The 21,211-nt window shown below is 69.8% G+C and carries 21 protein-coding genes; 10 read left to right on the top strand and 11 right to left on the bottom strand.

The window, feature by feature from the left end; translation table 11 throughout:
* Nucleotides 1–78 precede the first annotated feature (78 nt).
* The 4 genes from ACIBHX_RS28350 (at nt 79) to mscL (ending at nt 2,066) form a co-directional block, all read left to right on the top strand.
* A complete protein-coding gene (locus ACIBHX_RS28350; RefSeq protein ID WP_397070318.1) occupies nt 79–717 on the top strand; it encodes a TetR/AcrR family transcriptional regulator in 639 nt (212 codons plus the stop codon).
* Nucleotides 714–1,241, top strand: a complete 528-nt coding sequence (locus tag ACIBHX_RS28345; RefSeq protein ID WP_397070317.1) for a hypothetical protein — start codon at nt 714–716, stop codon at nt 1,239–1,241. The genes ACIBHX_RS28350 and ACIBHX_RS28345 overlap by 4 nt, the downstream gene beginning before the upstream one ends.
* Before the next feature lie 100 nt (nt 1,242–1,341).
* Nucleotides 1,342–1,695, top strand: a complete 354-nt coding sequence (locus tag ACIBHX_RS28340) for a P1 family peptidase (protein WP_397070316.1) — start codon at nt 1,342–1,344, stop codon at nt 1,693–1,695.
* Entirely contained in the window at nt 1,647–2,066 is a 420-nt protein-coding gene (gene mscL, locus ACIBHX_RS28335; RefSeq protein WP_397070315.1) for a large conductance mechanosensitive channel protein MscL, read from the top strand. The genes ACIBHX_RS28340 and mscL overlap by 49 nt, the downstream gene beginning before the upstream one ends.
* Before the next feature lie 45 nt (nt 2,067–2,111).
* Here mscL and ACIBHX_RS28330 read toward each other — a convergent pair whose 3' ends face one another.
* From ACIBHX_RS28330 to ACIBHX_RS28295, 8 genes are all read right to left on the bottom strand, one after another.
* On the bottom strand, nt 2,112–2,945 hold the full coding sequence (locus ACIBHX_RS28330; protein ID WP_397070314.1) for an alpha/beta fold hydrolase: 834 nt from the start codon (nt 2,943–2,945) through the stop codon (nt 2,112–2,114).
* A gap of 241 nt (nt 2,946–3,186) precedes the next feature.
* Nucleotides 3,187–4,389 carry a PP2C family protein-serine/threonine phosphatase gene (locus tag ACIBHX_RS28325; RefSeq protein ID WP_397070313.1) on the bottom strand — a complete coding sequence of 401 codons (1,203 nt, stop codon included), beginning with the start codon at nt 4,387–4,389 and terminating at the stop codon, nt 3,187–3,189.
* A gap of 287 nt (nt 4,390–4,676) precedes the next feature.
* Nucleotides 4,677–4,823 (bottom strand): hypothetical protein, encoded by a 147-nt coding sequence (locus ACIBHX_RS28320; protein WP_397070312.1) that lies wholly within the window; start codon nt 4,821–4,823, stop codon nt 4,677–4,679.
* 212 nt (nt 4,824–5,035) lie between these two features.
* Nucleotides 5,036–8,023 carry an alpha-mannosidase gene (locus tag ACIBHX_RS28315; protein ID WP_397070311.1) on the bottom strand — a complete coding sequence of 996 codons (2,988 nt, stop codon included), beginning with the start codon at nt 8,021–8,023 and terminating at the stop codon, nt 5,036–5,038.
* Nucleotides 8,016–9,293 (bottom strand): glycosyl hydrolase, encoded by a 1,278-nt coding sequence (locus ACIBHX_RS28310; protein ID WP_397070310.1) that lies wholly within the window; start codon nt 9,291–9,293, stop codon nt 8,016–8,018. The genes ACIBHX_RS28315 and ACIBHX_RS28310 overlap by 8 nt, the downstream gene beginning before the upstream one ends.
* A gap of 67 nt (nt 9,294–9,360) precedes the next feature.
* Nucleotides 9,361–10,263 (bottom strand): carbohydrate ABC transporter permease, encoded by a 903-nt coding sequence (locus ACIBHX_RS28305; RefSeq protein ID WP_397070309.1) that lies wholly within the window; start codon nt 10,261–10,263, stop codon nt 9,361–9,363.
* Between the two features lies 1 nt (nt 10,264).
* A complete protein-coding gene (locus tag ACIBHX_RS28300; protein ID WP_397070308.1) occupies nt 10,265–11,140 on the bottom strand; it encodes a carbohydrate ABC transporter permease in 876 nt (291 codons plus the stop codon).
* A 4-nt stretch (nt 11,141–11,144) separates the two neighbouring features.
* Nucleotides 11,145–12,443, bottom strand: coding sequence for an ABC transporter substrate-binding protein (locus ACIBHX_RS28295; RefSeq protein WP_397070307.1), 1,299 nt, complete (start codon nt 12,441–12,443; stop codon nt 11,145–11,147).
* A gap of 106 nt (nt 12,444–12,549) precedes the next feature.
* Between ACIBHX_RS28295 and ACIBHX_RS28290 the strand changes: the two genes are divergently transcribed.
* The 5 genes from ACIBHX_RS28290 (at nt 12,550) to ACIBHX_RS28270 (ending at nt 18,291) form a co-directional block, all read left to right on the top strand.
* Nucleotides 12,550–13,593 (top strand): LacI family DNA-binding transcriptional regulator, encoded by a 1,044-nt coding sequence (locus ACIBHX_RS28290; RefSeq protein ID WP_397070306.1) that lies wholly within the window; start codon nt 12,550–12,552, stop codon nt 13,591–13,593.
* A gap of 37 nt (nt 13,594–13,630) precedes the next feature.
* Nucleotides 13,631–14,545, top strand: coding sequence for a glycosyl hydrolase family 18 protein (locus tag ACIBHX_RS28285; protein ID WP_397070305.1), 915 nt, complete (start codon nt 13,631–13,633; stop codon nt 14,543–14,545).
* Nucleotides 14,542–16,113 (top strand): alpha-amylase family glycosyl hydrolase, encoded by a 1,572-nt coding sequence (locus ACIBHX_RS28280; protein WP_397070304.1) that lies wholly within the window; start codon nt 14,542–14,544, stop codon nt 16,111–16,113. Before ACIBHX_RS28285 ends, ACIBHX_RS28280 begins: the two co-directional genes overlap by 4 nt.
* Before the next feature lie 69 nt (nt 16,114–16,182).
* The gene (locus ACIBHX_RS28275; protein ID WP_397070303.1) at nt 16,183–16,794 is read left to right on the top strand and encodes a TetR/AcrR family transcriptional regulator; all 612 of its coding nucleotides are present in this window, start codon (nt 16,183–16,185) and stop codon (nt 16,792–16,794) included.
* Nucleotides 16,795–16,869: 75 nt separating this feature from the next.
* A complete protein-coding gene (locus ACIBHX_RS28270) occupies nt 16,870–18,291 on the top strand; it encodes a phosphatidylinositol-specific phospholipase C domain-containing protein (protein ID WP_397070302.1) in 1,422 nt (473 codons plus the stop codon).
* 108 nt (nt 18,292–18,399) lie between these two features.
* On the opposite strand, the gene pstS is transcribed toward ACIBHX_RS28270, so the two are convergent.
* The gene (gene pstS / locus ACIBHX_RS28265; protein ID WP_397070301.1) at nt 18,400–19,428 is read right to left on the bottom strand and encodes a phosphate ABC transporter substrate-binding protein PstS; all 1,029 of its coding nucleotides are present in this window, start codon (nt 19,426–19,428) and stop codon (nt 18,400–18,402) included.
* Between the two features lie 208 nt (nt 19,429–19,636).
* On the opposite strand from pstS, the gene ACIBHX_RS28260 reads away from it, so the two are divergent.
* Nucleotides 19,637–19,957, top strand: coding sequence for a hypothetical protein (locus ACIBHX_RS28260; RefSeq protein ID WP_397070300.1), 321 nt, complete (start codon nt 19,637–19,639; stop codon nt 19,955–19,957).
* Between the two features lie 74 nt (nt 19,958–20,031).
* On the opposite strand, the gene ACIBHX_RS28255 is transcribed toward ACIBHX_RS28260, so the two are convergent.
* Together ACIBHX_RS28255 and ACIBHX_RS28250 are read right to left on the bottom strand one after the other, a co-directional pair.
* Nucleotides 20,032–20,718, bottom strand: coding sequence for a helix-turn-helix domain-containing protein (locus ACIBHX_RS28255; protein WP_397070299.1), 687 nt, complete (start codon nt 20,716–20,718; stop codon nt 20,032–20,034).
* Nucleotides 20,718–20,921, bottom strand: a complete 204-nt coding sequence (locus ACIBHX_RS28250; RefSeq protein WP_397070298.1) for a hypothetical protein — start codon at nt 20,919–20,921, stop codon at nt 20,718–20,720. The genes ACIBHX_RS28255 and ACIBHX_RS28250 overlap by 1 nt, the downstream gene beginning before the upstream one ends.
* Nucleotides 20,922–21,211: the final 290 nt, after the last annotated feature.

Genomic DNA, 21,211 nt, shown 5'->3' with positions numbered 1-21,211 from the left:
GCGACTCGCCACCGTCAACGCCAAGAGGCAGAACGCGGCATTTGTTGTCAAAGTGGCCAATAGGCTACTGTTGGCAGAGTGGACAATAACGTGACCGGCCGGCCGCGCAGGCGGCGAACGCCGGAACAGGCGCGCGAGGAGATTCTCGACGCCGCGACCGAGCTGATCGCCCAGCACGGGCCGGACGGTGTGGGTCTGCGCCGGGTCGCCGACGCCGCCGGCGTCACGCACGGGCTGGTGACCCACTATTTCGGCACGTACGGCGCGCTGGTCCGGGCCGTGCTGCAGCGCGAGAGCCAGCGCCAGCGCGAACGGATGCGTGAACGGATGCGCGCCGACCAGGGCGTGCCGTACTCCGCAGGCATGACCGGGGTGCTTTTCGAGACGCTGGCCGATGAGCGCTACGTGCGCCTGTGGGCCTGGTCCATGCTGCACGCGGAAGAAGCCGGGACCTACTCGGAAGGGTTGTCGGGCTTCGTGGACGCGATGCAGGCCGGTATCGCGATCGTTATCCCCGAGTCCGAGATGCCGGACCGCGCGAGGATCGAGCAGGTCGTCCTGCTCGGGCTGTCCGCGGCGTACGGATACGCGCTCGGCAAGCGGTCCTGGCTGGCCGGGCTCGGGCACGACCCGGCCGAACCGGCGCACGACACCGCGTTCCGCACCGCGCTCGCCTCGGCCCTGGCCGGTTACCTGACTGGAGACACGCCCCGATGAACGTCGATGCTCTGCTCATCCCCCGCACGCTCGCCGCGGCGGCGCGAGACGACGCCGGTGCCGGACAGCTCCCGGTGATCATTGGAGTCGTGGCTGTCCTGGTGCTCGTGGTGACCAGGATGAGCGGAAAGCAGCTTCGGCCCGGCAGGCTGCTGATCCTGCCCATCGTCCTGGCCGTGGTGGGGCTCGCGCCCGTGGTCCCCCAGCTCCTTGCCGGGGTGGAGCTGCACGGCATCGACTACCAGGTGATCGCCGTCGACCTGACGCTGTCGATCGGCCTCGGCGGCGTTCGAGGCTTCACGGTCCAGATCTATGCCAAGGACGCCACGAACTGGTACCGCTACGGGCCGGTGACGGTCGCCCTGTGGTGCCTGTCCATCGCGCTCCGCTTCGCGGTCGGACGCTACGGCGCGGGCCACGCCGCGACCACGCTGGCCACCAGCGCCGGCGTCATCTTCATGCTCGGCCTGACCCTGCTGATCCAGAACGTGATCGTGATAGCCAGGAACTCATCCCGCGCATAGCCAGGACGGGGAGACGTCTTGGATCGGCCGCCCAATCAGGCGCTCTACTTTCGGTCGGCGCGACAAGATCCCGCGCCGGGTGAAGACCCAGAATCCAAGCGTGTATCGACAACCGCGTGCCCGTCTGCACGTCCCCTGCAGTGCGCTGCAGCTGTCGCGCATCGCGGCCAGGGGAGTCCTCGGCCTCGGCCAGGTGGGCGCCGCGTTCAGCCACGGAAGCGGCGACTACGGCCTGGCGTTCTCCGCCGAGCCCTCCAAGGCGCCGAGAACGCTCACCCCTGCCGAGCTCGACGGCGTCTTCGCCGCCGTCATGGAGTCGGTCGAGGAAGCACCGGGCCGGCCGTACACGGGGACGGATGGCACGGGGGTGGGTTTCGGAGGGGATCGCTCGGCTATTGCCCAGGCATGGGTGGTTTCAAGAGGTTTCTTTTACGGGGCAACATCGTCGAGCTAGCCGTCGCCGTGATCGTGGGGGCGACCTTCAGCGGACTCGTGCAGGCACTGGTATCGGACCTGGTCACACCTCTGATCGGCGCCGTCACCGGAGGGCGCCGGCCGAACTTCGCCGACTACTCCTTCACCGTCAACGGCAGCCAGTTCAAGTACGGCGACTTCCTCAACCACATGATCACCTTCCTGGTCATCGCCGCGGTGATCTACTGGCTGATCGTCGTACCGATGAACAGGCTGGTCAGCCTGTTCGAAGGCGACAAGAAGTCGACGGAGAAGGAGTGCCCCGAGTGCCTGAGCACCATCCAGGCCGAGGCGCGGCGCTGCGCCTTCTGCACGACCGAACTGGTGCCGGAATCGCAGAAACCCGCATAGCGGCGACGGCGAAGGGCGCGGCCGGATCGCCGCGCCCAGCGCCGCTCAGTTCCCGCCGAGGACCTCGCGGAGTCGGATGGCGAACCCGTGGGGATCCTCGACGAAGCCCACGTGGCCGCCGGGGAACCTCGTGGGGGCGATGCCGAGTGCCTGGCCGAGAGCGGTCGTGGTGCGCTCGCAGAGCTGGTCGGCCGATTCCCGGCCGATCCCGAGCACGATACGGGGCTTCGCCTCGCGCAGCGCCGCCAGGTCCGGCTGCCAGCCGGTGGTCGCGCGCAGCTCGTGGTTGAAGAAGCGGTGCTCGTCGGCCAGGTGCCGCGGGTCGAGCTCGCCTGCGTACATCTGCTCGAACACGGGCTCGGGCAGGGTGATGTTCGCCTGCGCCAGGAACTTGCGCCAAGCCCCTACGCGGTCGCCCGCGACGTGGGTCGCGATGATGTCCGCTGTCTCCGCACGGAGCTGCTCGCGGTCGTCCAGCAGCTCGACCAGCGGAGGCTCGTGGGCGATGACGGTGTGGACCAGCCCGGGGTGGCCCTGCGCGAGGGCCAGCGCGGTGACCGCCCCGCCGCTGGAGCCCAGCAACGCGGCCGGACCGGCGTCGAGGTGGGCAAGCAGCCGGGAAAGGTCGTCCGCGCGCAACTCCGGGGTCGAGTCCCGGTTCGGGTCGTCCAAGGGGCTGCGGTTGATGCCCCTCGGGTCGGCGGTCAGCACGGTGTGGTCGGTGGCGAGCAGGTCGGCCAGCGGCGCGTACGCGTCCGCGTCCATCGGGGCGGCGACCAGCGCCACCAGCGGGCCCTCGCCGCGCACCTGGTAATGCAGGGTCGCGTCCGCGACCCGCAGCGTCCCAACGGTGACTGGAACGGTCGGTGCTGCTTCCATGGGAAATCCTCCTCGGTTGTCGCCTTACGGCATGACTACGAGTGAGGTGCGGACGGATGGACATCCGCCCAGAAGTTTTCCACCGAATGCCGTCAGCCCGGGCTCGGCGCCGTGGTCTTCAGCCTGTGTGCGGCGGCCCACGGCCAGACCGAGCACAACCCCCGAGATCACCCACGGTGAGATCTCCTCGGGCAGGAACTCACGGCTCCAGTACACGCTGGACGCCACGATGCCCTGGGTGTCAGTCCACTGGTGGCCGCAGCGTCAGCGGCTCGTGTGCCGAGCCGTGCCACTCGACCAGCAGGACGGTGGCGTCGTCGGTCAGGTGGCCGTCGTGGTAGTCCAGGACGTTCCTGATCAGGCGGCGCAGGGTCTCCGGCACGGGCAGCTCGGCGGTGTTGTGGCGGATGATGAAGTCGACGAACCGGTCAAGCCCGAACTCGGCGCCTTGCGGGGCGCCGGCCTCGACGATGCCGTCGGTGTAGATCAGCAGCCTGTCGCCGGGCTGCAACTGGTCGCGGCAGAGGGTCACGGGCAGGTCCAGGTCCAGGCCGAGCGGGTGGGCGGGCGGGCAGCTGAGGACCGAGCTCCAGCGGCCTTCCCGGACCACGATGGGCAGGGGATGGCCGCGGTTGACCCAGGTGAGCATGCCGGTCCGGATGTCGAGGTCGGCGAGGATCGCGGTGACGAAGCGGGTGCCGCGCCCGAACTCGGCGATCAGCACCTGCTCGATGGCGACACTGTTGGCGATCAGGTCCATGCCCTGGCGGCGGTTGTTGCGGCAGGAGGCCATCGCCAGGTTGGCGGTGAGGCCCGCCGAGACGTCGTGGCCCATCCCGTCGAAGACGGCCAGGTGCAGTGTGTCGTCTTCCAGCGCGTAGTCGTAGACGTCGCCGCCCACCTCGTAGGCCGGCTCGACCACGGCGCCGACCGTCACCTCCGGCGTGGAGAAGGTCGTAGGCGGCATCAGTTGCCACTGCATCTCGGCGGCCACGTTCAACGGCCGCGAGCGAATCAGCCGCGCGTACGTGTCGCTGTGGGCACGCTGGCTGACCAGCAGCAACGCGACCAGGGTCGCCAGGTGCCTGCCGACCTCGGGTGTGCGCCGGCTCCGGCCGCTCACCCGCAGCATGCCCAGCCGCTCGGTGCCGTCCAGCAGCGGCACCCACCAGTGCTCGCCCTGCTGCAGGATCCGCACCTCCTGGAAGGCGCGTCCAGCGAGGGTGCTGTCGACCCGCAACTCGGCCGCGGGACCCTCGGCCGCGAGCGTGGGCATCAACCGCAGCGTGGCGCGCTGCATGTCGGCCACGTAGATGAGCACCTCGTCGAGCCCGGCCTGGGCGGCGTGCTCCTCGACCAGGGCGGCCAACTGTTCGAAGCTGGCCTGATGGCTGGCCTGCAGCAGCCCGGTCAGCATGCCTTCCAGTCCGTCTGCCTTACTCACGAGCCCACCCGCTGCCCCCGGAACCGTCCGAGCCGGTCACCTGTTTCACTCGATGACCCCATTCAAGCAGGCAAGATGCTCGCCGGTGGCCACCGACACCATCGGTGCGACCCCGCCGTGCGCTAGCGCCCCTGCAGTGCCGAGGTCAGCAGGTTCAGGTGATCGGCCACGGGGCCGAGAGTGATCAGGCCGCTGCCCGCGCCGGCCTGTTCCGGCTCATGGCCGAGGAAGCGCCTGACGACATCGCCGAGGCACTGCGGGAGCTGATGACCCGCTGAAACCCGCCGTCAGTCGTCGGGCGTCTCCGGCCGCTCGCACAGGCAGAAGCCGTTCTCCAGGATCAGCCGGGCGCGCGCCGGCGTGTAGGACTCTCCCGTCTCCACCGCCGTGACCCCCTGGCACGTGCCGCAGCTGATGGGCTCGTCTGCCGGCATCGGAACCGCCCCCCTCCGGATCGTGTGAGACCCGTTTGCGGCAGGGCCCGGAAGAACCCCCTTCTTCCGGGCCCACACCGACCCTCATGCTGGCGACCCGCAGGTTACCGCAGGGGAAGCATACAGTGGCCGATCCGATACGTTCGGTGATACTCGCAAGCCCCCGCGGTGAATTCCAGCCCCCACTTGTGACCCCAGGCGCGTCCCGTCGGTCAGGCCGGCCTCGAGAAGCGCAGCGTGCGCAGCTGGAACGGGCGCAGGCGCAGGTCGAGGGCGGCGCTCCCGCGGGGGCGTTCGAGGAGGTCGCAGTCCGTGACGGTCTCGAAGGAGAACGACGGGGTCAGCCGGGCCCGTACCCGGCCGCCGCGCGACTCGTAGAGGCGGACGATGACGTCCCCGCTGGCGTCGTCGGCGAGCTTCACCGCCGTGATGACGACGGCGTCGTCGTCGACCGTGACCAGCGGCTCGACCGGGTCGGCGCCGGGCACCGTACGCTCGGGCAGGTTGATCGCGTAGCCCTCGCGGACCGCGTCGCCCACGGTGGCGCCGACGACCAGGGCGTGGCTGAAACGGTGCGTGCCCTGGTCGGTCTGCGGGTCGGGGAAGCGAGGCGCGCGCAGCAGCGAGGCGCGGACCGTCGTCGTCGTGCCGCCGTCAGAACGGACGGTCCGGGTGACGTCGTGGCCGTAGGTGGAGTCGTTGACCAGGGCGAGGCCCCACCCGGGCTCCTCGAGGTGCACGAAGCGGTGGTTGCACGCCTCGAACTTGGCCGCCTCCCAGCTGGTGTTGGTGTGCGTGGGGCGGAAGACGTGACCGTACTGGGTCTCGGCGGCGTAGCGCTCGGCGTGGACGTCCAGCGGGAAGGCCAGCTTCATGAACTTCTCGGTCTCGTGCCAGTCGACCTCGGTGTGGATCTCGAGCCGCGCGGCGCCGGACGGCAGCACCAGAGTCTGCCGGACCTGCGACGAGCTGAAGGACCGCCGCACCGCCACCCCGTCCGGCACGGGCGAGACCTCGTCGGCGTCCGTCAGGTCGGTGACGGTGTTGCGGTAGAACCGGTCGACGTCCCAGGCATCCCACATGTTCGGGAAGTCCGGGTGGACCTGGAGCAGGTTGGCCACCTGTCCCGGCGCGATCGCCTCCCGGTCGGCGGCCAGGTCGTGGACCGAGGTGACGAGCCCACGGCCGTCGACCAGGACCCGGATCACGCCGTTGTCGAGGACGTAGCCGCCCTCGGCCGGCGTCACCACGGTCGCGTCGCCGAGCTGCTCGGCCGGGGCCGCGCCGCCGGCGGGGACGTCCCGGCGCGCGTGCGGGGCGGCGTTGAAGGTCACGGTGCCCGGCCCGTCGCCGGCGAGCGCCCGCTGCGCCGCGCCGATGATCGCCTCCAGCTCGGCGGCCACGGCCGCGTAGGTCTGCTCCGCCTCCCTGTGCACCCACGCGATCGACGAGCCCGGCAGGATGTCGTGGAACTGGTGCAGCAGCACCGTCTTCCAGATCCGGTCGAGCTCCTCGTAGGGGTAGGGGAAGCCGGTCCGCACGGCGGCGGTGGCCGCCCACAGCTCGGCCTCGTGCAGCAGGTGCTCGGAGCGCCGGTTCCCGCGCTTGGTCCTGGCCTGGCTGGTCAGCGTCCCGCGGTGCAGCTCCAGGTAGAGCTCGCCCACCCACACCGCCGGGTCGGGATACTCGGCCTGGGCCCGGGCGAAGAAGGCCGCGGGCCTGTCCCACTCGACGCGCGCGGAGCCCTCGAGGTCGCGCATCCTGGCCGCCTTGGCGACCATCTCCCTCGTCGTGCCGCCTCCGCCGTCACCCCAGCCGGTCGGCGCGAGCGAGCTGCCTGCGACGCCCTTGTCCTTGAAGTTCCGCGCGGCGTGCGCGATCTCGCTGCCCTTCATCGAGCAGTTGTAGGTGTCGACCGGCGGGAAGTGGGTGAAGATCCGCGTGCCGTCGATGCCCTCCCACCAGAAGGTGTGGTGCGGGAACGTGTTGACCTGGCTCCAGGAGATCTTCTGGGTGAGCAGCCAACTGCTTCCCGCCTCCTTGATGATCTGCGGCAGCCCCGCGGCGAAGCCGAAGGTGTCCGGCAGCCACGCCTCCTCGTTCTCGACGCCGAATTCCTGCAGGAAGAACCGCTTGCCGTGGACGAACTGCCGCGCCATGGCCTCAGAGCCGGGCATGTTGGTGTCGGACTCCACCCACATCCCGCCCGCCGGGACGAACCGCCCCTCCGAGACCGCCTTCTTGACCCGTTCGTACACCTCGGGGCGGTGCTCCTTGATCCACGCGTACTGCTGCGCCTGCGACATCGCGTACACGAAGCCGGGCTCCCGCTCCAGCAGGTCCGTCATGTTGGCGGTGGTCCTGGCCACCTTGCGGACGGTCTCGCGCAGCGGCCACAGCCAGGCGGAGTCGATGTGCGCGTGGCCGACCGCGGTCAGCCGGTGCGCCGACGGCTCGGCGGGCGTCGCGAGCACCCCGGCGAGCCGCTCCCGCGCCGCGGCAGCCGTACCGTTGACGTCCTGGAGGTCGACCGCGTCCAGGGCGCGCTCGATCGCGCGCGCGATCTCCCAGCGCCTGGCCCCCTCGGCGGGCAGCTCGGCCATCAGCTCGCCGAGCACCTCCAGGTCCATGACCAGGTTCCAGACGTCCTCGTCCAGGACGGCCAGGTCCATCCTGGTCAGGGTGTACTGCGGCTGGTCCCCGGCGGTGTCCTTGTCGCCCAGGTCGGTCGGCAGGAACGGGTGGTAGTCCAGGATCACCGGGTTCGAGGCGGCCTCGACGTGCAGCAGGACCTCCTCGCCGCCGCGTGCGGGCGAGGCGACGGGCACCCAGGAGTTGAGCGGGTTCAGCCCCTTGACCGGCGAGCCGTCGGGCCGGTACACCAGCCCCTCGCACTGGAAGCCCGGCATGTTCTTGTCGAAGCCCAGGTCCAGGATCGCCTCGACGGTACGGCCCGCCCACGCGGCAGGCACTGTGCCGGAAACGGTCAGCCAGCTGGTTCCCCACGGCCTGCCCCACCGCTCGCCCACGGCGACAGGGGAGCGGGGCGCGGCGATCCCCTCCGCGACGGGGACCGGCTCGCCGGGAGCGACCCACACCTCGACCTGGAGCGGCACCGACTCGGGATACACGGCAGGGCGGATCCGCTCGTCGAGCACCCGCTTGAGCCGGGATTCGAGGAGATTGCGGTCGTCATGCATGGGAGCCCTCACACAGTGCGTCGTCCACGGTGACCACCTCGGTGATCCCGCGGGAGTCCAGGTAGGCGGCGTCGCCGGCGCGCTGCTGGAGCACGACGGCCGGGCGGGCGCCGGCCTCGGTCAGGCGCATGAACGCCTCGAAGAACGCGCCGCCGGGGGCGCAGGTCGAGCGCTTGGCCGAGTCGTCGGGCAGGTCGAGGGCGAGCGCGGTCGTCCGCGGCGCGGGCCGGTGGCCGTGCGCGCGGACCTCCTCGATGGTCCGCGCCAGCTCCAGGCCAGCCGGTTTGGGCCTGCGGTCGTTGGTCAGCACGCCGAGGCTGTACTCCAGTTCGGGGAAGTCGGCCAGTGACCGGTCCACGTCGTGGGAGCACCACCAGGTGACACCCCACAGGTCCGTGCAGTCCAGCGCCGCCTCGACGGTGCGGCGGGTGAAGTCCGCGGCCTGGTCGGCGGGGATGTGCGGCTCAGGGGCGCCGACCTCCTGCAGCCACACCGGGCGGTGTGCGTCCAGCGCCCACGCCTTCGACAGCTCGATCATGTACGCGGCGTGCTGGCCGGTCGCCGTGGACCGGCTCCCGTACCGCTGCGCCGTACCGTTGAAGACCCAGGAATGGATAGCGGTCGCGAAGCCGTGCCGCGCGGCGTGCGCCGGCGTGAACGGGTGGTCGTCGAGGTACCAGGCGGCGTCGTAGCAGGCGTGCAGATGCGGGTGGTCCGGCGCGCCCTCCGCGCAGGCCGCCAGCATCGTGGTCAGCCACTCCTGCGCCTGCTCAGGGGTGATGCGGTCGGGATCGGGGTGCGGCTCGCCGGAGAACTGGTTGATCTCGTTGCCGAGCGTCATGCCGATGAAGTTGGGCCGGTCGGCGAGCGCCTGGGCCAGCGTCCGCAGATAGGCCGCCTCGCCCGCGATCATGTCGGGGTCGGTGAACATGTTGCGGCGGTGCCAGGTGAGCTGCCACGACGGCACGAAGTCGAAGCTCGACAGGTGTCCCTGCAGGCCGTCCACGTTGACGTCAAGCCCGCGCTCGGCGGCGGCGTCGGCCAGCTCCACGAGCTGCTCGACCGCCCTGGGCCGGATCAGCGTCCTGTTCGGCTGGAAGACGGGCCACAGCGGGAAGGCCCTGATGTGGTCGAAGCCGAGCGCGGCGATCGAGTCCAGGTCGGCGCGGACCGTGTCCATGTCGAAGTCGAGCCAGTGATGGAACCAGCCCGTGGTGGGTGTGTAGTTGACGCCGAAGCGCACGGCGTGTTCCCCCGAATGTCCTGTCATGCTGGGCGCGGATGTCCTTCCCGGATACGGATGAGACGGATGAGGTGGTCGGGCGCGGCGGATGCCGTCACCCCTTGACCCCGCCCTCCTGCAGGCCGCGGAAGAAGTACCGCTGGAGCACGACGAACAGGACGAGGATCGGGACGAGGGAGATCATCAACCCGGCGGCGATGGTCCGGGGGTCGCCGGCGAAGTGGCCGTCCAGGTAGGCCAGCCCCACGGTGAGCGTGAGGTCGCCGGGGTCCTGCAGCACCAGCAGCGGCCAGAGGAAGTCGTCCCAGGCGCCGATGAAGGTCATCACGGCGATGATGGCCATCGTGCCCTTCACCGCCGGCAGGCCGATGTGGAGCAGGCGCTGCCACGCGGTGGCGCCGTCGATGATCGCCGCGTCGTCCATCTCCCGCGGGATCGCCTGGAAGGCGTTGCGCATCAGCAGGATGTTCACCGTGCCGGCCAGGCCGGGCAGGGCGACGCCGAACAGGGTGTTGGTCAGGCCCAGGTTGTTGACGGTCTGGAACTGGGAGATGATCGTGGCCTCGTTGGGCAGCAGCAGCGTGGCCATGAGCAGGCCGATCAGCAGCTTGGCGCCCCTGAACCGCAGGCGTGCCAGGGCGAATCCGGCCAGGGTGGCGAACACCACGTTGCCGGCCACGCCCATGACCGCCACCAGCAGCGAGTTCGAGGCGAAGTCCAGCACCGGGACCTGCCGCATGACCTTCGCGTAGTTCTCCAGCGTCGGGTGCTCGGGCAGCAGTCGCGGGGTGGTGGCGTAGACGTCCTCGGCGGGGCTCTTCAGCGAGGTCGACAGCTGCCACAGCATCGGCCCGACGGACACCAGCAGCATGAAGATCAGCGCGGTGTAGCGTCCCACCACCCCGGCAGGTGTGGGCGCGTCGTAGACCGGGGATCGATGCCGCTGTCTGGACTTGGCATGGACGGCGGGCCTGGCGCGATCGGTGACGGTCAGCATGTCAGGCCTCGCTCCTCTTGTTGAGGTAGGCCAGCAGCAGCAGCGGCCCGATGGTGAGCACGAACAGGAACAGGCTCAGCGCGGAGGCGTACCCGATCCGCCCGTCGGCGCCGAGCACGGCCTGCTGGATGAGCATCACGACCGTCACGTTCTGACCGCCCACGCCGCCCTGGGAACCGCCCAGGATGTAGATCTCGGTGAAGATCCGCATCGCGGCGATGACGATGAGGACCGCGACCAGCACCATCCGGCCGCGGATGCTGGGGACGGTGATCGACCAGAACCGCCGCATCCGCCCCGCGCCGTCGACCGACGCGGCCTCGTGCAGCTCGCGCCGTACGTTGCCGAGCGCCGACAGGTACAGCAGCATGTAGAAGCCGAGCCCCCGCCACACCGTCAGGGCGGTGACGCTGAGGATCAGCAGCCAGCGGTCGGTGAGGAACGGCAACGCTTGCTGGATCAGGCCCATCTGCTGGGCCAGCTGGTTGACCAGGCCACGGTCGTCGAGCAGCCACTGCCAGATCAGCGCGACCGCCACCACCGAGGCGATGACGGGGAAGTAGAAGACGGTACGGAAGAACCCCATGAACGGCAGCCGGCTGTGCACCAGCAGCGACAGGAACAGCGGCAGGAACGTCAGCAGCGGGACGCAGAGCACCACGAAGATCGCGGTGTTGAGCAGCGCGTCCCGCAGCCGCTCGTCCTCGAAGATCAGCGAGAAGTTCCTGAGGCCGATGAAGTGCCCACCGCTGAGCATCCGCACATTGGTGAAGGACAGCACGATGGTGTTGAGCGCGGGCCACAGGCTGAAGACCGCCAGCAGGATCAGCGGTACGACGAGCATCAGCCAGGGCGTGTACCACCGGTGGGCGTTCATACGGTCACTGCTCCAGCATCGAGTTGGCCTTGTCGACGCCCTTGTCGAGCGCCTGCTGGGAGGTCTGCTTACCGGTCATGGCCAGCGTGATCTGCTGCTTCAGGTAGTCGTTCATCTCGGGGCTCCACTGCGGCGGCGTGGCCAGCTTGGCCTGCTGCAGGGCGTGGAAGGCGAAGACGGAGGCGTCTCCCTGCGGGGTGCCGTCGCTCTTGCTGTAGACCGGGTCGTTGGCCGCCGCCGCCGTTCCCGGCAGGAAGCCCGGGGCCAGCTTGACGAAGGCGATCTGGTTGTCGTTGTTCGTGGCGAACTTCGCGAAGGCCAGCGCGAGCGGGAGGTTCTTGCTCTTGGCGGAGATCGACAGGCCCTGCGTGTACAGCGGCGGGGTGAGGAAGTTCTCCGACGGGACGACCTTGTCCTTCAGCGACGGGGTGTCCTTGTTGATGTTGGTGATGGCGTCGCCGCCGGAGGTGGTCATCGCCACCACCCGCTTCTTGAACAGCTCCGCGTTGCCCTGGTAGTCGCTGGTGAGGATGCCCGGTGGGAAGAGGCCGTCCTTGAAGGCCTGCCGGTACTTGTCCAGCAGCGCGGCGGCCTGGGGCGTGTTGAACGCGAACTTCTTGCCGTCAGGCGTCATCCACGAGGTGCCGGTGGAGGTGATGTCCGACGCGCCGGGGAAGCTGCTCAGCAGGAAGTCCTTGCCGCCGGACTTGTCGTGCATGACCTTGGCCGCGGCCAGCAGATCCTCGCGGTTCTTGGGCAGGTTCTGCGGGTCCAGGCCGTCCTTCTGCAGCATCTCCTTGTTCCAGTACAGGACGTCCGTGCCCGTGTACCAGGGGAAGCCGAAGGCGGACTTGCCGCCGTTGACGTCGGTGTACTTGTAGGCGTCGACGACGCTCTTGACCCAGTCCGACTCCAGCGTCGGCACGTTGGCCGACAGGTCGAGCAGGTTGCCGGTCTTGGCCAGCGGATAGGCGAGGTCCATCGGGAGGTTCACCACGTCCGGCAGGGTGTTGCCGGCCACCTGCGCGTTCAGCTTGGTCTGGTAGCCATCGCCGGGCTGGTCGATCCAGTTGATCGTGGTTCCCGGATGCTGGGCCTGGAAGTCGGCTATCAGCTTGTCGAAGTACGGCGTGAACTTGTCGTTCTTCAGCGACCAGGTCTGGAACGTGATGGTGCCCTTGAGCTGGTCGGTCGTGTCAACCTTCTGTTGCGCCGCGCCGTTGGACTGGCCGCCGCCTATGCCGCATGCTGAGAGCGCGGTGACCGCCATGACGGCCGCGACCAGCGGAGCCGGGATTCGCATGAGCTTGTTCTCCTGATCGTTGTCGCGGTCGGATGTACTAAAGCGCTCTAGTGAGTGTGAACTATGATTTGGCGCAAGGCCGCTGTCAAGAGAGGTACACCGAGACGTGACCAGACCGACGATCGCCGACATCGCCAAACGGGCGGGCGTGTCCCCGGGTGCCGTGTCCTTCGCGTTGAACGGCCGGCCAGGCCTGAGCGACGCGACCAGGCAGCGCATCCTCAAGATCGTTGAGGAGATGAAGTGGCGGCCGCACAGTGCCGCGCGGGCGCTGGGCGGCGCCCGGGCCGAGGCCGTCGGCCTGGTCCTGGCCAGGCCCGCCCGCACGATCGGCGCCGAGCCCTTCTTCATGCAGCTCATGGCCGGCCTCCAGGCCGGGTTGTCGATCACGTCCACGGCTCTGCACGTGATCGTCGTCGAGGACACCGCGGCCGAGATCGAGATCCACCGCCGGTGGGTGGCCGAGCACCGGGTGGACGGGTTCGTCGTCGTCGACCTGCAGGTGCGCGACCCGCGCATCGCGGCGCTGGAGGAGCTCGGCGTCCCCGCGGTCGTGCTCGGCGGCCCCGGCAGGCACGGCGGCCTGCCCAGCGTCTGGGCCGACGACAGGGAGGCCATGCTCTCCCTGGTCGACTACCTGGCCGCGCTCGGGCACCGGCGCATCGCCCACCTGGCGGGGCTGCCGACCTTCCAGCACACCCGGCGGCGCATCCGGGCGCTGAAGGACTCCGCCAAGCGGCTCGGCCTGGTCGAGGCCGTCTCTGTGCCCACGGACTTCAGTGACGCGCAGGGGGCCGCGGCCACCAGGACGCTGCTGTCGCGGCCCGAGCGCCCGACCGCGATCATCTACGACAGCGACGTGATGGCGGTCGCCGGACTCGGCGTGGCCGCGGAGATGGGCGTCTCGGTGCCGCGCGAGCTGTCCATCGCGTCGTTCGACGACTCGGTGCTGACGAAAATCGTCCATCCGTCGATCACGGCGCTGTCCCGCGACACCTTCGCACTCGGCGAGCAGGTGGCGCGGGCCCTGCTCGCCGCGGTCGACGATCCGGGCTCGCTGCGGGACATCCAGGCCACCACGCCACGGCTCACGGTCAGGGAGAGCACGGCGCCGCCAGGAGGCGTTGACACCCCTAGTAAAGCGGTTTAGTGTCCGGCACCGAGACATCTCGGCAGCTGGAGGCAACGTGTTATCGACGTCCCCCAAGACGCGTGTCAGGAAGATCCTCGTGGCGGCCGGGGCGGCCGTCCTGGTCGCGGCCGGGTTGCCGGTGAACGCCGCGCAGGCCGCGCCCCGCCACCACACCCTGGCCTACTACCAGACCCAGTACTCCAACGGCGCCTACGTCTCCCCGCTGCCGCTGCGGGGCATCGCCACCGACGTCGAGGTCGCCGCCTTCCACCTCAACGCCGACGGGTCGGTCCACCTCAACGACGACCCGCCCGCGGACCCGAAGTTCGACCAGATGTGGGCCGACGTCGCCGCCCTCCGCTCGTCAGGGATCAAGGTGCACGCCCTGCTCGGCGGGGCGGGCCGGGGCAGCTTCGCCAACCTGCACAACGACTTCACCCGGTTCTACGGGCTGCTGAGGGACGTGCTGCGGACCTACCGCTTCGACGGCGTCGACCTCGACATCGAGGAGACGTTCTCGCTCGCCGACACCGAACGCCTGATCAGGCAGCTGCGGGCCGACTTCGGCGCCGGGTTCACCGTCATCCTGACGCCCGTGGCCACGGACCTGGCCGGGACCAGCTCGTTCTCGGGCGGGTTCAGCTACCGGCAGCTCGAGCGGGACCTCGGCGGCCAGATCTCCTGGTACACCGGCCAGTTCTACTGCGGGTGGGGATCGCTCGGCAGTACGGCGAGCTACGACGCGATCGTCAGGAACGGGTTCAGCCCCTCCCGGGTGCTGGCCGGAGCCGTCACCAACCCGGCCAACTGCTCCGGGTACGTCGAACCGAGCAGGCTCGCGAGCACGCTGCGCAAGCTGGTCAACAAGTACCCGGGCTTCGGCGGCGCCGCCGGCTGGGAGTACTTCAACGGCCTGCCCAGCCCCGCCTCGTGGTACGCCAACGTTCGCGACGCGATGGGCGGCTCGTGAGGAGATCCACGCCGGACTGGCTCAGCGACGCCGTCATCTACCAGATCTACCCGCAGTCCTTCGCCGACTCCGATGGGGACGGAATCGGCGACCTGCGCGGCGTCCTGGGCCGGCTGGACTACCTCAGCTGGCTCGGCGTCACCGTGATCTGGTTCAACCCGATGTTCGCCTCCCCGTTCGGCGACGCCGGCTACGACGTGTCCGACTACCTGACCATCGCGCCCCGCTACGGCACCGAGGCGGACCTCGTCACGCTCGTCGAGGCGGCCCGCGACCGCGGCATCAGGGTCATGCTCGACCTCGTCCCCGGACACACCTCCGACCAGCACGCCTGGTTCCGCGCCGCGGCCGGCGACCCGCACGACGACCGCTACATCTGGTCGCCGACCCGGCCGTCCGCGGAGTGGGTGCCGTCGCCTGGCTCACGGCCCGGGTTCTACCTGCCGAACTTCTATCCGGTGCAGCCCGCGCTGAACTTCGGCTACGCCCGGATGCATCCGGACGAGCCGTGGCGCCGGCCCGTCGACGCCCCGGGCCCGGCCGCCAACCGGGCCGCGTTGCGGGAGATCATGGCCCACTGGTTCGACCTGGGCGTCTCCGGGTTCCGCGTCGACATGGCCTTCTCCCTCGTCAAGGACGACCCAGGACGTCTGGAGACCGCCCGGCTGTGGAGGGAACTGCGCGCCTGGCTCGACACCGAGTACCCCGGCCGCGCGCTGCTCGCCGAGTGGGGCGATCCGAAGACGTCGGTCCCGGCCGGCTTCCACGCCGACTTCTTCCTGCACGCGGTGGGGGATGTGTACCGGTCGCTGTGGGGGAACGCCGAGGGCAGCCATCGCCCTGAATGGGGCACCGAGCCGTGCTTCTTCGCCCCCGATGCAGGCGGCTCGCCTTCCCGGTTCCTGACCGCATGGGAGGAGGCCCGGGCGGCGATCGACGGCGCCGGTCACGTCGCGCTGCCTTCCGCCAACCACGACTTCTCCCGGCTGGTGTGCGGCAGCCGTACCGCGTCGATGGTCGCGCCGGCCTTCGCGTTCCTGCTCACCTGGCCGTCCCTGCCCACCATCTACTACGGCGACGAGATCGGCATGCGCTACCTGCCGGGGCTGCCGGACAAGGAGGGCAGCCAGTGCGGGCCCGAGGCCAGGCAGGGTTCCCGCACCCCGATGCAGTGGGATTCCTCCGCCAATGCCGGCTTCTCCACCGCACCCGCAGAATCTCTCTACCTGCCCGTCGACCCCGACCCGGCGCGCCCCACCGTCGAGGCCCAGCGCGCCGATCCCGCCTCGCTCCTGCACCAGGTCAGGGCACTGATCGCGGCCCGTCGGAGCACGCACGCGCTCGGCGCGTCCGGGTCGCTGCGCGTCCTGCACGCGGGCTATCCGCTGGTCTACCTCCGCGGCGGCACCCACCTGGTCGTGATCAACCCAGGCCAGGCCAGAGTGACCGCCCCGCTGCCGGAGGGCCTCGACGTGTCGGAGATGTCCTGCCTGGCCGGCGGCGACGGCGTGAAGCTGGGAGCCGGGGAGGTGACCACGGACGGTTTCGCCTATGGAGTCTTCTCCTGATGCTGCTCAGAGCGCGCCACGCCGGATGAGGTTCCTGGCGTGCACCGGCGATGCACATAAAGTGACAGTGTGGAGCGAGACGGCATCATCAGGGTCGCGACGCGGCTGTTCGCCGAGCTCGGCTACGACGAGACCGAGCTCAGCCTCATCGCCGGTGCCGCGGGCATCCCGTCCTCGGAGATCGTCGCGATGTTCGGCGGCAAGCAGGAGCTGTACCGGGCCGTGATGCAGCAGGCGGACGACACCGAGCGGACCGCCCTGCGTGCGGCACTCGCGGACTTCGCCTCCACCCCGGAGGCGGTCAAGCGGCTGGCCGACGCCTACCTCGACTTCTTCGCCGACAACCCGCAGATCCTCCGGCTATGGATGCACAGGTGGATAGGGGACGCCTCGGACACACCGGAACTCGAGGAGGGCTACACCCGGCCGCTGGTGCAGGACGTCGTCGACGCGGTCTCCCCGCTCCTGCCACGCGGGGTGGACGCCCGCTTCTTCATCTGGACGATCGTCTGGTGCGTGTACGGATTCCTCACCAGCGGCGTGCTGGACCGGCCACGCAGCGAGCGCCACATCAGGCCGGCCGACATCCAGCAGTTCAGGGCGCACCTCCACTGGATGCTGGACCGCCAGCTCGAGCAGCCCGGCACGGACTCGCCGGCCACGAAGGAACACGGCGCCTAGACCGAACAGCCTGACGGGGTTGGCGGAAGGCTCTTGATCGTATTGTCTGGGAGTTCCCCGACGTGAGGATCAAGGATGCCTCGTTCAAGAACCGTCCTGGCTGTGCTCGCCGTCGCCGCGTCCACGCTGCTGATCAGTGGAGCCGCCGAGGCGTCGGCGGACCTGCCGTTACCCTCGGCGATCTTCCGCGCCACGCACAACAGCTACTCCGGCAACGTCGACGGCGCCAAGAACTCGATCGCCTACCAGCTCGACCACGGCATTCGCTTCATCGAACTCGACATTCACGACAACGACTACGCCACCTCGCATGACTACTCCATCGGTCACGACTCTCCCGGCGACCAGGTCGACCACACGGGAAACCCCGCCTCCAACCTCCTGCGCGACTGGCTCGACGTGATCAACACCTGGTCCGCGCAGCATCCCGCCGCCGCACCGATCGTCGTCGCGCTCGACCTCAAGGACGACCTGACCGACAACACCTCGTACGCCGCGGGCAACCTGGCCGCGCTCAACCAGGAGCTCACCTCCGTCTTCGGCTCGCGGCTGTTCCAGGCCAAGGACTACCCGGCGACCCCGCCCACGGTGGACACGCTGCGCGGCAGGGTGCTCCCGCTGATCTCCGGCGACGGCAAGACCCGCACCCTCTACAAGCGCGACATCGGCTACCACCCGGCCGTCGCCATCAACGGCCGCGGCCAGGTCGTCGAGGTACACGACTCGGGCGCGGGCGTGCTCTGGTACTGGACCGGCACGTACGGCGCAGACGGCCGCGTGACCTGGCTGCGCCACGGCAGGTACGACACCGGCGTGACGCCGGCCGTGGCGCTGAACGACAACGGTGACCTGGTCGAGGTCCACCAGTCCCAGAACGCGACCACCTTGTGGTACCACGTCGGCCACCTCGGCGCCGACGGTGAGATCACCTGGTCGCCCAGCCACCAGTACGACAACGGCGTCCTGCCGACGGTCACGTTCACCGACGCGGCGGGCACGGGGTTACGCGAGATACACCGCAGCCAGAACAACAACCAGAACTGGGACTGGAACGGCGTGCTCGACGCCGGCGCGATGACGGTCTCGTGGAGCGGCAACGCCAAGACCTCCGACGCCCGCTACGACAAGACCACCTCGACCAGCGGCACATCGCGCGTGCACGTGTGGAACGGCGCCGACGGCCAGACCCCGGCCCAAACCCTGCGGATGGACACCGACAGGTACACCGGCGACCGCGTCCAGTACCAGCAGACCGCCTTCGACGAGTTCCAGCAGGGCGACAGCGCGGAACTCAAGCAGGGCGCCCTGTTCTACGCGGCGCCCGCCACCGAGTCCGCCTTCATCACCGCGGCACGGCAGGCAGGACGACTCGTGCGCGGCTGGGACTTCGACTCGCCGAGCAACGCCACCAGCCCGCTCGCCGACTACCCGGCGACCAACCACCCGTACGACACCTGGTACCAGGACCTCCTCACCCAATCCGGCGCCATCGAGTAGACGCGTGCCGTCCGCCGCCCAGGGGCGGCGGACGGCTCCTGGCAAGTCACGGCGTCGCAGGTTCTCCCTGGCTCCAGCGCGGGGTCGTGCGGGTCGACGTCGTGGCCGTCACGTCATGAAGGCCAGGGACGAGCGGACCTTGGCGATCAGGTCCGGCGGCAGCGGCGCGTAGCCGACGAGGGACAGATTGGATTGCCCCGCGTTGCTGGTGGCATAGTTCAGGAAACCGAGCAGCAGCGGGGGCGAGCCCTTGGCGCAGGCGATCTCGTACGTGATCCGCACGAGCGGATACGCCCCCGGTTCCCTGGTCGAGAGGTCGAGCTTGACCGCCAGGTCCCCGTTCCTGCCGACGATGTGGGCGCCGGCCAGGCTCCTGCTCGCGCTCTCCGGGGTCAGAGCGACGAACTGGCCCGCCGCGTCCCGCACCTTCGCCGTGCGCAGTTCCGCGCCGCTGGCGTAGCCGTACTCCACATAGCCGATCGAGTTTTCCGTGGTCAGGACCGCATCCGTCATCGAGGACGGCCCGTCCGCGCCTGCGCCGCCCGCTGCGGGCCACCGCGTCGAGGGCGGGTACGGCCAGCCGCCCGTCTCCGCGAGGAAGGTGGTAACGCTCTCACTCGTGCCGGTGGCGTCGGAGCGGTGGAAGGCGTGGATGCCCGTGCCGGGAAGGCGGGCGCCGGGGTTGTCGGCGGCGATCGCCGGGTCGGTCCAGGTGGTGATCTTCCCGCTGAAGATGCCGGTGAGGGCTTTCGGGGAGAGCCTGAGGTCGGGCACGTCCGGCAGGTTGTAGACCACCGCGATCGGGCTCACGAGCATCGGCAGGTGAAAGGCGCGGCCGCGGCACCGCTTGTCCGCCTGCGCCTGCTGCTGCGGGCTCATCACGAAGTCGGACCCGGCGAAGGAGGCCGCCCCGCTGATGAAGTCACGCACCCCGGCTTCCGAGCCGACGGGGCGGTAGTCGACCCTCACGCTCGGGACGACCTGGCCGAATTCCGTCCGCCAGGCGTTGACCGCGGCGACCTGCTCTGCCGAGCCGGAGCCCACGATCGTCACGACGGGGCCCGTCGCCACGTTCGGCTCCCTGCTGCACGAGGTCAGAGCGAGCGTCGCCGCCGCGATCGGACCAACGACCTCCATCGCTCTTCCCACACGTCAAACGCTATGTACGGGCGTTGAAGGGTTGCATCAACCCAGGGCAAAGTGGCGGCCAGTAGGTGACATCAGGCCAAGCGCGGACAGGCGACACCGGTCCGCACCTCCGCCCTCAACGCGGACTCAACGGGGATTCAACATCCTCCTGCCTACGGTCTGGGCGCACTGCACGTCCCACGTAGAGGAGGAAACCATGCGCATAGCCGTTGCGGGCGCGGTCCTGGCCGCCACCGCCGCACTGACCCTGGTGCCTGGAGCCGCGCCGGCCGGCGCCACCACCGCCGACGCCGACTGCGGTGGATCCACCAAGTACTCGTTCAACCCCTACACCAAGGTCCGCACCTGGAAGATGACCTGGACCAACTGCGTCCGCGGATCCCGTAAGAAGATCGACATCGCCCGGGGCCCCGACCTGCACTGCTACTACATCCCGGCGGGCACGTCGCACACCTGGTGGTTCTCGTCCAGGGTGGAAATCTTCGCGCCGTACCCGCGCGGGTTCAAGAACTGCTAGACGGTCTGCGCAGAGCGTCATGGGCGTCGGAGGGCCGCTGTCCTCCGGCGCCCATGCGCCGTTGCCGCGAGCTGTCAGGCGGTCGAGTGCAGGGTGGATCCGGTGCGGAAACCAGGGAGCGGCCGGCCGCCGCGCCGATGGCCGGTGACGCGGTGCGGGGTGACGGGCCGGGTGGGCAGCGGGGTGTTGTGATGTTCCCGCATGCGCAGGTGCTGCCAGGCCTGGACCCACTGCTCGACGTCGGCCCCGCAGGCGGTCACGATGGCGCGCACGATCGCCAGGGGCGGCAGGTGGTGGCGGTTGGGGTTCAGCGCGTCGTACATCGTGCTCTCGGCCAGTCGCCCGCCGGCGGCCCTGGCGACCTCGTAGAAGCTGCGCTGCCCGCTCCAGGCACGCAGTGCGCGCAGGTGGAGCACGTACTCGCGCGGCGTGGTGGCGCGCCAGGGATCCGGCTCAGGCGGGGGGTTCGCGATGGTGACCGGCGAGGGTCTGCGCTTGCCCGATGGCTTGCGTGCGCGTTCCCACAGAGGTCTCCAGGTGTCGGGGTCCTGCCCGCAGGCCCGGACGAAGTCGTGGGTGACGGCCCAGGTGGGGCAGCGCCGGCCGGCGGCGGCCTCGGCCAGGACCGAGGCGCCGCGCAGCGTGGTGGCCGCCATGGCGCGGTAGGTCGGCCGGCCCGCCTGCTGCCGCAGGTCGCGCAGCGCGCGGGCCAGCTCGGCCACCGGGCCGTCCCAGGTGATCGGGTTCTCGGGGCGTCCCATCAGCCGTTGTGCTGGGGCAGAGCGCCCCGCGGGTCGACGGGGACGATCGCGTTGACGGCGGTCAGCGCCACGCTCAGCGCCAGGGCGGGGTCGCTGCCCAGGGCGGCCAGCGCGACGACGAACGCCAGCACCACGATGAGCAGCACGAGCCTGGTCGCCGCCGCGGGGCGGCCGGCGGGAAGTACGCACAGCAGCTGGGACATGGAAGGCCTCCACGTGTGAGTTGGTGGTCCGGACGAGCCGGTGGCCAGCAACTGCCACACACCCGCCCGGGGGTTCTCCCCCCGGGCGTCGCAGACGCCGTACGTCCATCATCACCCCGCGCCCGCCGTAACGACAGCACGACGACGTCACACCTGCCATCCGGACAACACCATCGCCGCACCATGAACGACAGGTGCCGCAGCTCAACCGGACCGCCCCCGGCCGCCGGATGCCACCGAACGCCTCCGGACAACTCCACCGACGATGAACCCAGGGCCCGGGGCCTCGA

Source organism: Nonomuraea sp. NPDC050536 (genome assembly GCF_044457685.1).
Taxonomy (GTDB): Bacteria; Actinomycetota; Actinomycetes; order Streptosporangiales; family Streptosporangiaceae; genus Nonomuraea.
Note: the sequence above shows the minus strand (reverse complement) of the source record. Positions and strands in the feature narration are given on the sequence as shown.

Bases quoted from the DNA above. Each gene is read 5' to 3' on its own strand.
- ACIBHX_RS28345 (WP_397070317.1), top strand. From the start codon at position 714: ATGAACGTCGATGCTCTGCTCATCCCCCGCACGCTCGCCGCGGCGGCG.
- mscL (WP_397070315.1), top strand. From the start codon at position 1,647: ATGGGTGGTTTCAAGAGGTTTCTTTTACGGGGCAACATCGTCGAGCTA.
- ACIBHX_RS28330 (WP_397070314.1), bottom strand. From the start codon at position 2,945: ATGGAAGCAGCACCGACCGTTCCAGTCACCGTTGGGACGCTGCGGGTC.
- ACIBHX_RS28320 (WP_397070312.1), bottom strand. From the start codon at position 4,823: ATGCCGGCAGACGAGCCCATCAGCTGCGGCACGTGCCAGGGGGTCACG.
- ACIBHX_RS28315 (WP_397070311.1), bottom strand. From the start codon at position 8,023: ATGCATGACGACCGCAATCTCCTCGAATCCCGGCTCAAGCGGGTGCTC.
- ACIBHX_RS28310 (WP_397070310.1), bottom strand. From the start codon at position 9,293: ATGACAGGACATTCGGGGGAACACGCCGTGCGCTTCGGCGTCAACTAC.
- ACIBHX_RS28305 (WP_397070309.1), bottom strand. From the start codon at position 10,263: ATGCTGACCGTCACCGATCGCGCCAGGCCCGCCGTCCATGCCAAGTCC.
- ACIBHX_RS28300 (WP_397070308.1), bottom strand. From the start codon at position 11,140: ATGAACGCCCACCGGTGGTACACGCCCTGGCTGATGCTCGTCGTACCG.
- ACIBHX_RS28295 (WP_397070307.1), bottom strand. From the start codon at position 12,443: ATGCGAATCCCGGCTCCGCTGGTCGCGGCCGTCATGGCGGTCACCGCG.
- ACIBHX_RS28270 (WP_397070302.1), top strand. From the start codon at position 16,870: ATGCCTCGTTCAAGAACCGTCCTGGCTGTGCTCGCCGTCGCCGCGTCC.
- pstS (WP_397070301.1), bottom strand. From the start codon at position 19,428: ATGGAGGTCGTTGGTCCGATCGCGGCGGCGACGCTCGCTCTGACCTCG.
- ACIBHX_RS28260 (WP_397070300.1), top strand. From the start codon at position 19,637: ATGCGCATAGCCGTTGCGGGCGCGGTCCTGGCCGCCACCGCCGCACTG.
- ACIBHX_RS28255 (WP_397070299.1), bottom strand. From the start codon at position 20,718: ATGGGACGCCCCGAGAACCCGATCACCTGGGACGGCCCGGTGGCCGAG.
- ACIBHX_RS28250 (WP_397070298.1), bottom strand. From the start codon at position 20,921: ATGTCCCAGCTGCTGTGCGTACTTCCCGCCGGCCGCCCCGCGGCGGCG.